Below are 13,614 nucleotides of genomic sequence, written 5' to 3'. Positions count from 1 at the left end.
CACTGTGCTGCAATCCGAGGTTCGCACGCGAGACACGCCCACGGATTTGCGTCTCAGCGAATGAGACGTCAATATCAAGCCATGGACACAACCAGTGGAGTCGGCGTTCTCGACAAGGCAGCCATCGTCCTCGGCGCCCTCGAGGCCGGTCCGTCGACCCTCGCCCAGCTGGTCACCGCGACCGGTCTGGCCCGCCCCACGGCTCACCGGCTGGCCGTCGCCCTCGAACACCACCGTCTCGTCACGCGCGACCTGCAGGGCCGTTTCGTGCTCGGCCCGCGCCTGGCCGAGCTCGCCGCAGCTGCGGGCGAGGACCGCCTGCTGGCCGCGGCCGGCCCGGTCCTCGGCGCGCTGCGCGACCACACCAACGAGAGCGCGCAGCTCTTCCGGCGCCAGGGCGACCACCGCATCTGCGTGTCCGCGGCCGAGCGCCCCGTCGGCCTGCGCGACTCCATCCCGATCGGCGCCACGCTGTCGATGCTCGCCGGCTCCGCGGCCCAGGTGCTGCTCGCCTGGGAGGAGCCCGACCGGCTCCACCGTGGGCTGCACGGTGCCAAGTTCACCGCGACCACCCTCTCCGGGGTGCGCCGCCGTGGGTGGGCGCAGAGCGTCGGCGAGCGGGAGGCCGGCGTCGCCTCCGTCTCCGCGCCGGTCCGTGGCCCCTCCGGCCGCGTCGTGGCCGCCGTGTCCATCTCGGGCCCGATCGAGCGGCTCTCCCGCCAGCCCGGCCGCCTCCACGCGGCCACGGTCATCGCGGGGGCCAACAAGCTCACCGAGGTCCTCGCCCGGCACCACGCCCAGCAACAGCAGCAGAACCACGCCTGAGCGGCGCGTTCGCGCCGTCCCACGACGCCCGGGTATGCCGCGCGGCCCAGCCGGCCGCGCGGCATACCTCTGTGCCTGCCCACTTGCTGCCGCGTGGTGGTCACGGACGGCCCTGACGGCGGGTCGGTGACCACCTGCGCGCAACAGGTGACCCAGGGAGGGTGCCGGACACGAGAGAAGCCCCCGTCCGTGGACGGAGGCTTCTACTGGTAGCCCCGACGGGATTCGAACCCGCGCTACCGCCTTGAGAGGGCGGCGTGCTAGGCCGCTACACAACGGGGCCCTAGCTGGTTGCCCGTGCACTCTGCAGTGCGCGGGCAGCGGAGAGAACCATACCGGCAGGAAGTGGATTTCTCCGAATCGGCGTGTGCCACAAGGGCTGCGCCTGAGCTGGGGTACCAGGACTCGAACCTAGAATGACGGTACCAGAAACCGTAGTGTTGCCAATTACACCATACCCCAAGGGGGTATCACTTCCAGCGCGCCCGAAGGCCTTCATGGGAGTGAACCGAGACGCGATACTACCGGCCCGTCGGTCACGTTCCCAAATCGGGTCTCCCGCCCCGCGGACTCGGCGGTCAGGAACCGTCGAGGTCGTCGTGCAGCCGGTGCAGCCGGGCGAGCGTCGAGGTCTTGCCGAGGATCTCCATCGACTCGAACAACGGTGGGCTGATCCGTTGTCCGGAGACCGCGGTTCGCAGGGGCCCGAACGCGAACTTCGGCTTGATCCCCATCTCCTCGACGATGGCCGAGCGCAACGCCGCCTCGATCACGGGTGCAGCCCAGCCACTCTCGGAGCCCAGCACCCCGGAACGGGTGTCGTCCACCTCGTCGAGGGCCTTGATCGCGGCGGCGATGACCGCCCCCGAGTCCTCCTTCAGCTGGGCGCGGGCGTCCTCCGCGATCTCGATCTCGTCGTCGCCCACGAAGAAGGGTCGCACCAGCGCGGTCGCCTCGGTCAGCAGGACCATGCGGGTCTGGATCAGCTCGGTGACCTTGCCGAGCCTGGCGAGCTGGCCGAGGCTCGGGTTGTCACCGAGCACGCCGTCGGCCTCGAGGAACGGCAGCAGCCGCGAGGCGAGCTGGCCGACCTCGAGCCCGCGGATGTAGACGCCGTTGAGCCAGTCGAGCTTCTTCAGGTCGAAGATCGGACCGACCGGGTTGACCTTCTTCCAGTCGAAGTCCTGGCTGAAGTCCTCGAAGGTGAACACCTCCACGTCCTCGCCGTCCGCGCCCTCCTTCGGCGGATAGGCAAGCAGGGCAAGGAAGTTCACCAGCGCCTCCGGCAGGTAGCCCTGTTCCTTGAACCACGTCAGGCGGGCAGCCGGGTTCTTGCGCTTGGAGATCTTGGACTTGTCGGTGTTGCGCAGCAAGGGCATGTGCGCGAACTTCGGCGGCTCCAGCCCGAGGTCCTTGTAGAGCTGGATGTGCTTGGGGGTGCTGGAGATCCACTCCTCACCGCGCACGACGTGGGTGATGCCCATCTCGTGGTCGTCGACGACGACCGCGAGGTGGTAGGTCGGGAAGCCGTCACCCTTGAGGATCACCTGGTCGTCGGGACGCGGCGCGGACACCCGCCCACGGATCAGGTCCTCGAACGTGAGCTCGACGTCGTCGGGGATGAACATCCGTACGACCGGCGTCTCGTTGAAGCCCGGCAGCTCGGCGCGCTCCTCGCGGGTCTTGCCGTGGCAGAGCCGGTCGTACCCGGTGGGCTGCTTGAGCTTCTGCTGCATGTCACGCATCTGCGCGAGGCGCTCGGTGGAGCACCAGCAGTGGTAGGCGCGGCCGTCGGCCAGCAGCCGCTCGACGTAGGGGCGGTAGGTGTCGAGCCGCTCGGACTGGCGGTAGGGCGCGAAGGGACCGCCCACGTCGGGGCCCTCGTCCCACTGCAGCCCGAGCCAGTGCAGCGTCTCGAAGACCTGCTTCTCGCTGTCCTCGCGGAAGCGTGCCCGGTCGGTGTCCTCGATGCGCAGCACGAACGAGCCGCCCTGCTGCCGCGCGAAGGCCAGGTTGAACAGCGACATGTAGGCGGTGCCGACGTGCGGGTCACCGGTGGGTGACGGCGCGACACGGAGGCGGGGTGCGGAGGAGGGCGTCTCAGTCATGGTGCCCCGATTCTAGGGACCATGCAGAGAGGCGAGGTATGCCGCGTGGTCGGCCACGCGGCATACCTCGCCTCAGCGGCGCACGAAGGTGTTGCTGAGCGTGCCGATGCCCTCGATCTCGACGTCCACGCGCTGCCCCGGTTCGACCAGGCCGACACCGGCCGGGGTGCCGGTGAGGATCACGTCACCGGGCAGGAGGGTGAAGGCGGCGCTGACGTAGGACACCAGCGTCTCCACGTCGAAGATCATGTCGGCGGTCCGGCCGTCCTGACGGGTCTCGCCGTCGATCCGGCTCTGGATGCGCAGGTCCGACACGTCGAGGTCGGTGGTGATCCACGGGCCCAGCGGCTTCGAGGTGTCGAAGCCCTTGGCCCTGGCCCACTGTCCGTCGCCCCGCTGCCAGTCGCGAGCGGTGACGTCGTTGGCGCAGGTGTATCCGTAGACGACCTCGGACACCCGCTCCCGGGGCACGTCCTTGGCGATCCGGCCGATGACGACGGCGAGCTCCCCCTCGTAGGAGATCTCCTCCGCCCCGGCCGGCATGACGATGGGGTCACCGGGGCCGACGACCGCGGTGTTGGGGACGAGGAACATCATCGGCTGCGCCGGGGCCTCACCACCCATCTCCTTGGCATGGTCGGCGTAGTTGCGACCGATGCCGATCACCTTGCTGCGCGGGATGACCGGCGCGAGGAGGCGGGCGTCCTCGAGGGGCACCGTCTCCCCCGTCAGCACGACCGGCTGGTAGAGCGGGTCGCCCTGGACCTGGGCGATGAACTCGCGGCCGGGCTCCCCCTCGACGATGCCGTAGGAGGGGTCTTCACCAGTGGTGTATCTCGCGATGCGCACCAAGGGAGCCTATCGGGACGGCGGCGCCGGGCCGGCGCGGCTCAGCGCCGCGAGAACTCGCGACGGTAGCGCTGGGGCGAGGTGCCCACGACGGTCTGGAAGTGGGTGCGCAGCAGCGCCGCCGAGCCGAACCCGCTGTGCGACGCCACCGACTCCACCGGGAGGTCGGTCGACTCGAGCAGCTCTCGAGCGCGCAGCACCCGTTGCTGGACGAGCCACTTGTGCGGGGTCGTCCCGGTCTCGGCGACGAAACGCCGCGCGAAGGTGCGCTCGGACATCATCGCCAGGCGGGCGAGCTCCGGGACGGTGTGGGGGGCGTCGAGGTTCTCGGTGATGTGGTTGAGCACCGGCTGCATGCTCTCGCAGTCGGTCTCGGGCACCGGGGCCTCGACGTACTGGCGCTGGCCGCCGTCTCGCTGCGGGGGGACCACCATCCGCCGGGCAATCCGCGTCGCCACCGTCGACCCCAGCTCGCGACGCACGAGGTGGAGCACGGCATCGATCCCCGCGGCCGTGCCTGCGCCGGTGACGATCTGGCCGTGGTCGAGGTAGAGGACGTCCATGGACACCGTGGTCTTGGGAAACCGCCGGGCGAACGACTCGGCATAGCGCCAGTGCGTCACCGCGGTCAGCCCGTCGAGGAGGCCGGTCTCGCCGAGGATGAACGCCCCCGTGCAGATCGACAGGATGGTGGCGCCCCGGGCGTGCGCCCCGCGGATGACGTCGAGCAGCTCCTCGGGATACGTGTCCCGCACGCCACCGGCGGGCATGACCACCAGGTCGGCGTCGAGGGCGTCCTGCCACTGGTGGGTGGGTGTCAGGGCACCACCGCTCGTGGTCGGGACGGGGACGCCCGCGGTCTCCCCGCACATCATGAAGGTGAACGGGGGCACGCCGTCGTCGGTGCGGTCGAGCCCGAAGACCTCACAGGCGATGGCGGTCTCGAACATGGCGACGGGGTCGGTGATGAGCGCTGCGATCGTGGACAGGGCCATGGCAGGAGTATGGCAGAAACTCTGCCCTCAGCGACAGTTCTGCCACTCGTGGCTGTATTCTGTTGAGCGCATGATTACGGACATGACCATTTTCCTGCTCCTCGCCTTTGTCACTGCGTTGGTCTTCGCCGTCGAGCGTCACCACCGCCGCACCTGGTCGCTCCCCCACGCACCGCACGGAGCCGACTCAACGATCGCCTTCAGCGACCTCGACCACGACTGGGACCGCGTCATCCACGACGCGACTGCCCGTTCGTGACCCGGCCTCGCCTCGCAACACGGCGGTTGCTCGACGAAACGGTGCCCATAGGGCCCGTTTCGTCGAGCAACTGCCGTTTTGCCGGGGGGGCTGACAGGTTCGTGGGGCACGGAGCCGGGGGCTGAGGGTTTCGCTCCGCGGGGCCTAGCGCCGGAGACGGAGTGGTATGCCGCGCGGCTAGCCTTGGTGCCCATGGTGTCCCGCGTGCTCGAGCTGTCGGCGTGGCAGGCCCTCGAGGCCGCCCACGCCGACCGCGTCGATGCCCTCACTGCCGGTCACCGGGCCCGTCGGCAGACCGGCGGCACCCACCCGGTCGAGGACTTCCTCTTCACCTACTACCCGTTCAAGCCGTCGCAGCTGCGGCGCTGGCACCCCGGACCCGACGTGGTCCTCGAGGGTGCCGCCGAGCTGGACCGTGGGTCGTGGCGGTTCTACCGCGACCTCGACGGAGGCAGCCTGCTGGACACCGCGGCATACCTCGAGGCGCGGGCGGCCACCGTCGGCTTCGTGCGGCGCCTCGTGTCGGCGACCCGCTCACGGCCGGCGCAGCTCGGCTGCTTCGGGCTGCATGAGTGGGCCATGGTCTACCGCCAGTCGCCGGACGAGGTGCGCCACGCCTCCTGGCCCCTGCGGCTCGGAGCGGCCGGCACCGACGACGTGGTCGACGGGCTGCAGATCCGGTGCACGCACTTCGACGCCTTCCGCTTCTACACACCTGCGGCCCGGTCGCTGAACCTCCTCCAGCCGACCCGCGACGACCAGGTCGCGCTGGAGCAGCCCGGCTGCCTGCACGCCGGGATGGACCTCTACAAGTGGTGCATGAAGCTCGCGCCCGCCGTGCCGAGCGCAGTGGTCCTCGACAGCTTCGAGCTCGCCCGCGAGATCCGCGAGCTCGACATGCGCGCCTCCCCCTACGACCTCAGCGCCCTGGGCTACGCCACCGTCGCCATCGAGACGCCCCAGGGGCGGGCCGAGTATGCCGCCGCGCAGCGCGACTTCGCGACACGCGGACAGGGCCTGCGGGAGCGACTCCTGCAGGCCCTGGACGCGATCGACGGTGGCTACTCGGCCGACTCGACGCCGGCCTCGGGGCCGGTCTCGTCCTCCGCCAGGATGCGGTAGAGCGAGCGGCGGGCGTCGGCGAGCACCTGCTGGGCTGCCTCGATCTGGCTCGGCTGGCCGGCCACGACGACCTGCTCCACGGCGACGACGAGCTGGCCGATCTCCCGGCGCATCTCGCGGAAGCCTCGTTGGGGCGTCGTCGCGTCGGCGAAGGCCTGGACGAGCTCGTCGCCGTGGGTCTCGGCGTAGGCCCGACCGTCGCCGGTCAGGGCGAACACCTTGCGGCGCGGGTCCTCGTCGGACTCGTCCGGGGCGATCAGGCCTTCCTCGTCGAGCGAGCGCAGCGCCGGGTACACCGATCCGGGACCGGGCTGCCAGGAGCCGTCGGAGCGCTCGGCGATGGCGGTGATGATGCCGTAGCCGTTCATCGGCTCCTCGGCGAGCAGCGCGAGGATCGCGCGGCGGACGTCACCGCGACGGCCACGCCGCGGTCCGCGGCCGCCACCGCGAGGGCCATGGCCTTCGCCACGACGACCGTCGCCGAAGCCGGCGCCCGGGCCGAAACCCGCACCGGGGCCGAAGCCGGCGAACTCGCTGCGGCCCCCGCGTCGGGGTCCGCCGTGCAGGCCGTGACCGGGCTGGCCGTCCTGCCCGCGGTTGCGACCGGGCTGGCCGTCGATGGACCGGCCTCGGCCGGCCTGGCCCCCTCGGCGGGGGTGGGACATCTGGGTGTTCAGGTTCATGCGGTTCATGGGTTCACTCCTACGAAGCGTGGTGGTGCGGGGGCCGTCGCTCTGGTCGGGCGGCTCTCTCTCGCACGGTCGACATTGTGTTGTCGATATATCGAATGATGAACTATCGATATATCGATGTCAAGTCCTCCTCACGCCTCCGGCGACCCCTGGCGCACCGCTCCGCCGCGACCGGGCTCCCGGCCGCACGGATGGCCAGCCGTGGGGGGACGGCTATGGGAGCGGTCGGTCGGTCACGGAGCGGACCCGTGCACGCGCCGCTCCGGAGGCCCGTAGGCTGACCTACCGTGTCGAAGGTTCTGACTTCCCTGCCTGTTGGTGAGCGTGTCGGGATCGCCTTCTCGGGCGGTCTCGACACCTCTGTCGCTGTTGCCTGGATGCGGGAGAAGGGGGCGATCCCCTGCACCTACACCGCGAACCTGGGCCAGTACGACGAGCCCGAGATCGACACGGTCCCCGATCGGGCGGGTGCCTACGGTGCCGAGCTCGCCCGGCTCGTCGACTGCCGCTCGGCCCTGGTCGAGGAGGGCCTGTCCGCGATCGCCTGCGGCGCCTTCCACATCCGCAGTGGCGGCAAGACCTACTTCAACACCACTCCCCTGGGCCGCGCCGTCACCGGCACGCTCCTGGTGCGTGCCATGAAGGACGACGGCGTCGACATCTGGGGCGACGGTTCCACCTTCAAGGGCAACGACATCGAGCGGTTCTACCGCTACGGCCTCCTCGCCAACCCGGCGCTGCGCATCTACAAGCCGTGGCTCGACGCCGACTTCGTCCACGAGCTGGGCGGCCGCAAGGAGATGTCCGAGTGGCTCCAGGCCCGGGACCTGCCGTACCGCTCGAGCACCGAGAAGGCCTACTCCACCGACGCCAACATCTGGGGCGCCACCCACGAGGCCAAGACGCTCGAGTTCCTCAACGAGAGCATGGAGATCGTCGACCCGATCATGGGTGTGCCCTTCTGGGACGACTCCCTGGTGATCCCCACCGAGGACGTGACGGTCCGGTTCGAGCAGGGCCGGCCGGTGGCCATCAACGGCCAGGCGTTCCCCGACGCGGTCGCGCTCGTCGACGAGGCCAACACGATCGGCGGCCGCCACGGCCTCGGCATGTCCGACCAGATCGAGAACCGCATCATCGAGGCCAAGAGCCGTGGCATCTACGAGGCACCGGGCCTGGCCCTGCTCTGGATCACCTACGAGCGCCTGCTCAACGCGATCCACAACGAGGACACCATCGCCAACTACCACGCGGAGGGTCGCCGGCTCGGCCGCCTGCTCTACGAAGGCCGCTGGCTCGACCCCCAGTCGCTGATGCTGCGTGAGTCGCTGCAGCGCTGGGTCGCCTCGGTCGTCACGGGCGAGGTCACCGTGCGCCTGCGTCGCGGCGACGACTACTCGATCATCGACACGACGGGGCCGGCCTTCAGCTACCACCCCGAGAAGCTCTCGATGGAGCGCACCGAGGGCGCCGCCTTCGGGCCCGTCGACCGCATCGGACAGCTGACCATGCGCAACCTCGACATCGCCGACTCCCGCGCCAAGCTCGAGCAGTATGCCGCGCAGGGCCAGCTCGTCGCGCGTCACCACGACCTCGTGGGAGACCTCGAGCCCGGCGGCGCCAAGGCGATCTCCTCGAACCCGTGGGCCGGGGGCGCGGAGGGCGCGGAGGAAGAGGCTCTCGACCGGGCTGCCATGGAGTCCGGCACCGACTGATCCCGGCCCGGCGATGACGGTTCCGCGCGACCCGCGTCACAGGACCGCCTTTCATGCGTCTCGCACGCATGGAGGGAATGCAGGTCCCGCCGGACGCGACCCCGCACGGGGTGGGGACGGACGGCTCGACGCCCGAGACCGACGCCACGGCCGACGACGACCGCGAGCTCTTGGCCGCGGTCCGGTCCGGCGACAGATCGGCGATGTCGGCGCTCTACGAGCGCCACTACACAGCAGCCCTCCGCACAGCGCGGGGGGTCGGCGGTTCCGGTCTGGCCGACGACCTGGTCAGTGACGCGTTCACCCGGGTCTTCACGTCGGTCCTGCACGGCTCCGGACCTGACCGGCGTCTCAAGCCGTACCTCGCCACGACGATCCGCCACCTCTATGTCGACCAGATCCGCAGGAGCGCACGCGAGTTCCTCGTCGGGGACCGGGAGGCCTTGGACCGACTCCAGCCCGACGGCAGCGACAGCGTCCTCCAGGAGAGCCTGGTGGTCGACCTGCTCGCCACGCTGCCACCCCGGTGGCGGGAGATCCTGTGGCGCACGATCATCGTCGGCGAGCCGCCTGCCGTGGCGGGAGCCAAGATGGGTCTGAACGCCAACGCCGCAGCGGCCCTGAGCTTTCGCGCGCGAGGTGGCCTGCGCGCTGCATACCTCGCCCTCAGGTCCGGCGAGGGCGGCGATGAACGGGCCGACCGACGCTCGGCCGGGCAATCGGGCTGACGACAGGATGGGCGGACCAGCTGGACCTGCGGGCCGCCGATGCACCGCAGCACGGAGCTGCCGGACAGCTAGTCGGTCCCCACCGGTGGTTCCACCAGCCTCAGCCGGCGGGTGACGTCGGGTGCCGGCGTCGCCACGAAGAAGCCCTGCGCGAGGTCGAACCCCAGACGCCGCACTTGCGCCAGCTGGGCCGAGTCCTCGATTCCTTCAGCCAGGGCCTCGATGCCCAGGGCCGAGGCGATGTCCACGGCGGACTTCATGATCGCGAGGGCGACGTCCCGCGCGCGCGGGGCAGCGGAGCCGAGCGCTGCCGCGAAGACTCGGTCGACCTTGAGCAGGTCGACCGGCAGGCGCTGGAGGCGAGCCAGCGACGAGTAGCCGACCCCGAAGTCGTCGAGGGCGACGCGGACCCCCAGCTCCCGGACTTCGCGGAGGATGGCCTCGGAATGAGGTGTGGCGGCGGCCGTCTCCGTGACCTCCAGCTCGAGACGACCCGGGTCGACGCCGAACTCGTGCATCGCCGCCTCGAGCTGGTCGAGGAAGCCGTGCCCGTGCAGCTCTACCTGCGACACGTTGAACGCCAGCCTCACGCATCCGTCCAGCCCCGCCAGCCTGCGACATCCCTGGCGCAGCATGATCGCGCCGATGGGCACGAGGAGTCCTGACTCCTCGGCGACGTCGAGGAACTCGACGGGCGGCAGGAGGCCGCGGGTGGGGTGCTGCCAGCGCAGCAGCGCCTCCGTGGCGACCACCCTGCCGGTCACCAGCTCGTGCTGGGGCTGGTAGTGGAACAGGAACTCCTCCCTCTCGATCGCCAGCTCGAGGTCGGCGACCAGGGTGGCCCGGTGGTGGGCCCGAAGGCTCATCGAGGGGCTGAAGGAACTCATCCTCCCGGCGCCGGCGGCCTTGGCGGCATAGAGGGCGAGGTCGGCCCTGCCCACGAGCTCCTCGGCTCCCGCGCTGCCCGGCCGGGCGCGGGCGCACCCGACGGACGCCGTCACGGTGAGCCGGTTGCCACGCACGCTGAACGGCTCGTCGAAGACCTCCTGGTAGGGCGCGAAGACCAACTCGGGGAAGTCAGGCGAGGGGACCGGCTGCGCCACGACGGCGAACTCGTCACCACCCAGCCGCGCGATGAAGGCGCCCTCGGCTCGGGCGCCCAGCCGGGCCGCGACCTGCGCCAGCAGCTCATCGCCGACGGAGTGCCCCAAGGTGTCGTTGACGGACTTGAAGTTGTCGAGGTCGAAGATCGCGAGGTGGACCTCGCCGGCCCCCGGGTCGGCGGCGAGGACCGCCTCGAACCGCTCCTGGAACCGCCGCCGGTTGGCAAGTCCGGTGAGCGGGTCCGTCTGCGCCAGCCGCAGCATGTCCATCGCGTGGTTGTGGGCCTGCGTGATGTCGGCGCCGACCCCCCGCCAGCCGACCACCGCTCCGCCTGGGTCCGTCCTCGGCGTGCCGGAGATCGACCACCACCGCGGCCCACCCCGCACCCTGACGTGCAGCACGTGCTCGCGGATGCCCTGCCCCCGGGCCAGCGCGTCGGTGAGCGCGTCGACCGACCGCCGGCCGTCGACCGACGGGTCGGCGATGGTGCGGAGCAGGTCGACGAGGGTGAGACGACGCAGCTGGTGCACGGAGAGCCCGGACACCTCGGCGAGACGCTCGGAGACGTGGGTGAGCAGCCCCTCGGAGTCGGTCTCCCAGAGCCAGTCGCGCGAGCCGTCCTCGAAGTCGTCGAGCAGGAGCTCCACGACCTCGAGCGACTGGCGTGCCCTGATCTCGGCCAGCGAGCGTCGCCGGAAGGAGTCCGCGAGGTAGACCACCCCGACGACCAGCACCGCGCCATAGAGGACGAGCTGGGCACTGAGGACGTCGTAGGAGCGCTGGTCCATGAGCAGGAACGTGGGGACGACACCGACGACCGGGACGACCACCCACAGGGCGCCGATCGACCGGACCATGGAGAGCGCGACTGCCCCGGCGCCCAGGATGCCCGCGAACGTCGCTGCCAGGACGACTTGTCGCCCCGGGTCGACCCGAGGGAGAAGGTAGCCCACCAGGATGGCGTTGAGCACCCCCTGGATAGACACCTCGAGGACCGCCAGGCGGTAGTACCAGCGGCTCAGCTGGATCTCGCCGCGACGAGCCACCGAGCGCTTGCCCACCCACGAGATCAGGGTGCCCACCCCGGCGGCGGGGACGGCGAACGCCAGCCACACGACGGCGAACACGACCTGCGTGGGCACGGCGACGTAGAGGTTGAGCACGACGAGGCTGGCGGCGTTGACCAGGTTCGCCCGGGGGGCGAACCGCATGGCCGCGAGCATCTGCCGGCTGAAGAGCTCCTCGTCGACCCCCCCGCAAGACTCCACGCCGGGGCTCGACCCCCCTTCCGGTGGAAGGGACAGGTCAGGAGGGCTCACCAGCGTCCACCTCGCCGTCGTCCAGTCCCAGAAGTCTCCACGCGGTGAGACGTGTCAGCCGCCATGGGTATGACGAGGACGTCCACGATCTGGTCAACACGGGCGCGCCCGCGTCGGGACGGCGCGCGTGCGCAGCCGAGCCGGTATGCCGCGCGGCCGGGCTGCACGGCCTAGCGGGTGCCCGTGCCCGACGGCGCTATCGGACGGGGACCCCCGCGCGGACCAGGCCGTAGGTGACGCCGTCGACGAGCGCCTGCCACGACGCCTCGATGATGTTGCCGGCCACGCCGATGGTCTCCCAGGACGTCGAGCCGTCGGAGGTCTCGATGAGCACGCGGGTCACCGCGTCGGTGCCGTGCGCGGCATCGAGGATGCGCACGCGGAAGTCGATGAGCTCGAGCTTGTCGAGCTCGGGGTAGGCCGGCGCCAGCGCCCGCCGCAGGGCGTGGTCGAGGGCGTTGACCGGACCGTTTCCCTCACCGGTCGCCACGACCCGCTCGCCCCCCGCGACGACCTTCACGGTCGCCTCCGACAGCGCGTCCTCGGCGCCACGCGCGTCGGTGATGACCCGCCACGACTCGACCTCGAAGAAGTCGTAGCCGCCCCCTTCCACCTCACGGCGCAGCAGCAGCTCGAAGGAGGCATCGGCCGCGTCGAAGGTGTAGCCGCGCAGCTCGAGCTCCTTGACCTTGGCCAGGACGCGGGTGAGCAGGTCGTTGTCGCCCGACAGGTCGTAGCCGAGCTCGCGACCCTTGAGCTCGATGCTGGCCCGACCAGCCATGTCGGACACCAGCATCCGCATGTCGTTGCCGACGAGCTGCGGGTCGGTGTGCTGGTAGAGGTCGGGGTCGACCTTGATGGCGCTCGCGTGCAGGCCGGCCTTGTGGGCGAAGGCGCTGGCTCCGACGTAGGGCTGGCGGGAGTAGGGCGGGACGTTGGTGATCTCGCTGATCGCGTGGGCGATCCGGGTGGCCTCGCGCAGCCGTTCGGCCTCGAGCAGCGGCAGCCCGCGCTTGATCTGCAGGTTGCTGACGACGGTGATGAGGTCGGCGTTGCCGGTGCGCTCGCCGTAGCCGTTGATGGTGCCCTGCACGTGGGTGGCCCCGGCGTCGACCGCCGCCATGGAGTTGGCCACCGCGCAGCCAGTGTCGTTGTGGCAGTGGATGCCCACCCTGGCCGAGGTCGTGCCGACCGCGTCGGCCACCACCTCCGCGATCTGGTCGGGCAGCATGCCGCCGTTGGTGTCGCAGAGGGCGACCACCTCGGCGCCGGACTCCATCGCCGCCCGCACGACCTCCAGCGCGTAGCTGCGGTTCGCGGCATACCCGTCGAAGAAGTGCTCGGCGTCGAGGAACACCCGGCGTCCCTCCCCCGCGAGGAACGACACCGTGTCGCGCACCATGGCGAGGTTCTCCTCGAGGGTGGTGCGCAGCGCCGACGCCACGTGGCGCTCATGGGACTTCGCCACGAGGGTCACCACCGGGGCCTGGCTGTCGAGCAGGGCCCGCACCAGCGGGTCGGAGGCCGCCTGGCCCCCGACCCTCCTGGTCGCGCCGAAGGCCGCGAGGGTCGCGTTGCGCAGCCGCAGCTCGGTGCGGGCACGGGCGAAGAACTCGGTGTCCTTCGGGTTCGCCCCCGGCCAGCCACCCTCGATGAAGCCCACTCCGAGCTCGTCGAGGTGCATGGCGATGGCGAGCTTGTCCGACACGGAGAGGTTGAGCCCCTCCTGCTGCGCGCCATCGCGCAGGGTGGTGTCGTAGACGTGCAGGTCGCTCATCGTCGTAGTCCTCGCCGAGTCGTCTTCGGTGTCCTGGTGGTCATTCTCTCCGCTGTCGCGCCCCTCTGCCCGGCTGGGGTGGTGCCGGCAGTGGCCCTGACGCCGTGTCGGCTGCACGAGC

Annotated in this window: 11 protein-coding genes and 2 tRNA genes; 5 read left to right on the top strand and 8 right to left on the bottom strand. The window is 70.6% G+C overall.

The features are described 5' to 3' along the window. The first annotated feature begins 81 nt into the window (after positions 1–81). Positions 82–825 carry an IclR family transcriptional regulator gene (locus ABD262_RS03140; protein WP_056922488.1) on the top strand — a complete coding sequence of 248 codons (744 nt, stop codon included), beginning with the start codon at positions 82–84 and terminating at the stop codon, positions 823–825. Between the two features lie 207 nt (positions 826–1,032). Here ABD262_RS03140 and ABD262_RS03135 read toward each other — a convergent pair. The 5 genes from ABD262_RS03135 to ABD262_RS03115 form a co-directional block, all read right to left on the bottom strand. Further along, a tRNA-Glu gene (locus tag ABD262_RS03135) sits at positions 1,033–1,108 on the bottom strand. 107 nt (positions 1,109–1,215) lie between these two features. Further along, positions 1,216–1,287 (bottom strand) — tRNA-Gln (locus tag ABD262_RS03130). Between the two features lie 116 nt (positions 1,288–1,403). Beyond that, positions 1,404–2,933 carry a glutamate--tRNA ligase gene (gene gltX / locus ABD262_RS03125; RefSeq protein ID WP_344130997.1) on the bottom strand — a complete coding sequence of 510 codons (1,530 nt, stop codon included), beginning with the start codon at positions 2,931–2,933 and terminating at the stop codon, positions 1,404–1,406. 72 nt (positions 2,934–3,005) lie between these two features. After that, positions 3,006–3,782 (bottom strand): fumarylacetoacetate hydrolase family protein, encoded by a 777-nt coding sequence (locus tag ABD262_RS03120; RefSeq protein ID WP_344130994.1) that lies wholly within the window; start codon positions 3,780–3,782, stop codon positions 3,006–3,008. Between the two features lie 41 nt (positions 3,783–3,823). After that, positions 3,824–4,777 carry a GlxA family transcriptional regulator gene (locus tag ABD262_RS03115; protein ID WP_344130991.1) on the bottom strand — a complete coding sequence of 318 codons (954 nt, stop codon included), beginning with the start codon at positions 4,775–4,777 and terminating at the stop codon, positions 3,824–3,826. Positions 4,778–4,859: 82 nt separating this feature from the next. Between ABD262_RS03115 and ABD262_RS03110 the strand changes: the two genes are divergently transcribed. Together ABD262_RS03110 and ABD262_RS03105 are read left to right on the top strand one after the other, a co-directional pair. Then, a complete protein-coding gene (locus ABD262_RS03110) occupies positions 4,860–5,036 on the top strand; it encodes a hypothetical protein (RefSeq protein WP_344130988.1) in 177 nt (58 codons plus the stop codon). A 192-nt stretch (positions 5,037–5,228) separates the two neighbouring features. Further along, positions 5,229–6,158 carry a 3-methyladenine DNA glycosylase gene (locus ABD262_RS03105; RefSeq protein WP_344130985.1) on the top strand — a complete coding sequence of 310 codons (930 nt, stop codon included), beginning with the start codon at positions 5,229–5,231 and terminating at the stop codon, positions 6,156–6,158. Here the strand turns inward: ABD262_RS03105 and ABD262_RS03100 are convergent. Beyond that, on the bottom strand, positions 6,098–6,850 hold the full coding sequence (locus tag ABD262_RS03100) for a PadR family transcriptional regulator (RefSeq protein WP_344130982.1): 753 nt from the start codon (positions 6,848–6,850) through the stop codon (positions 6,098–6,100). The two genes, ABD262_RS03105 and ABD262_RS03100, sit on opposite strands and share 61 nt — an antisense overlap. Before the next feature lie 287 nt (positions 6,851–7,137). Between ABD262_RS03100 and argG the strand changes: the two genes are divergently transcribed. Both argG and ABD262_RS03090 read left to right on the top strand, forming a co-directional pair. Beyond that, a complete protein-coding gene (argG, locus tag ABD262_RS03095; RefSeq protein WP_344130979.1) occupies positions 7,138–8,565 on the top strand; it encodes an argininosuccinate synthase in 1,428 nt (475 codons plus the stop codon). Between the two features lie 53 nt (positions 8,566–8,618). Continuing rightward, positions 8,619–9,293, top strand: coding sequence for an RNA polymerase sigma factor (locus ABD262_RS03090; protein ID WP_344130977.1), 675 nt, complete (start codon positions 8,619–8,621; stop codon positions 9,291–9,293). 68 nt (positions 9,294–9,361) lie between these two features. On the opposite strand, the gene ABD262_RS03085 is transcribed toward ABD262_RS03090, so the two are convergent. Both ABD262_RS03085 and cimA read right to left on the bottom strand, forming a co-directional pair. Beyond that, positions 9,362–11,608, bottom strand: a complete 2,247-nt coding sequence (locus ABD262_RS03085) for a putative bifunctional diguanylate cyclase/phosphodiesterase (protein WP_344130974.1) — start codon at positions 11,606–11,608, stop codon at positions 9,362–9,364. Positions 11,609–11,912: 304 nt separating this feature from the next. Continuing rightward, positions 11,913–13,493 (bottom strand): citramalate synthase, encoded by a 1,581-nt coding sequence (gene cimA, locus ABD262_RS03080; protein ID WP_344130971.1) that lies wholly within the window; start codon positions 13,491–13,493, stop codon positions 11,913–11,915. Positions 13,494–13,614 lie beyond the last annotated feature (121 nt).

Source organism: Pedococcus bigeumensis, assembly GCF_039531795.1.
In the GTDB taxonomy this organism is placed as follows: Bacteria; Actinomycetota; Actinomycetes; order Actinomycetales; family Dermatophilaceae; genus Pedococcus; species Pedococcus bigeumensis.
Note: the sequence above shows the minus strand (reverse complement) of the source record. Positions and strands in the feature narration are given on the sequence as shown.